At 69.4% G+C, this 337-nt stretch carries 1 protein-coding gene; it reads left to right on the top strand.

Features of this window, described 5'->3' with window-relative positions; translation table 11 throughout:
• Positions 1 to 337, top strand: a 337-nt coding sequence (locus AC1RQI_RS17130) for a toprim domain-containing protein (protein WP_481905820.1), incomplete at both ends; no start/stop codon positions are given.

Raw genomic sequence — 337 nt, 5'->3', positions numbered from 1 at the left:
TCACCGCCGCCTACGGCACCGGCGGTGTCACCGATGAGCTGATCCGGGCGCTGGCTGACAGCGGCGCCGAACGGGTGTTGATCGCCTTCGACCGGGACGAGGCGGGCAACCGCGCCGCCGAGACCCTGGCCGAACGCCTCGCCGGGCAGGGCCTGGACTGCTTCCGGGTGTTGTTGCCCAAGGGCATGGACGTCAACGGCTACGCCACGACCATGCAGCCCGCGCACAAGAGCCTGGAACTGGCCTTTCGCAAGGCGCAGTGGATGTGCAGTGGCAAGCCCGGGATCGAGTCCGCGCCGGAGCCCGCCCCCGAAGCGGCTAATGAAAAAAGCGCGCC

It is taken from the genome of Salicola sp. AFF1 (assembly GCF_056783195.1).
Note: the sequence above shows the minus strand (reverse complement) of the source record. Positions and strands in the feature narration are given on the sequence as shown.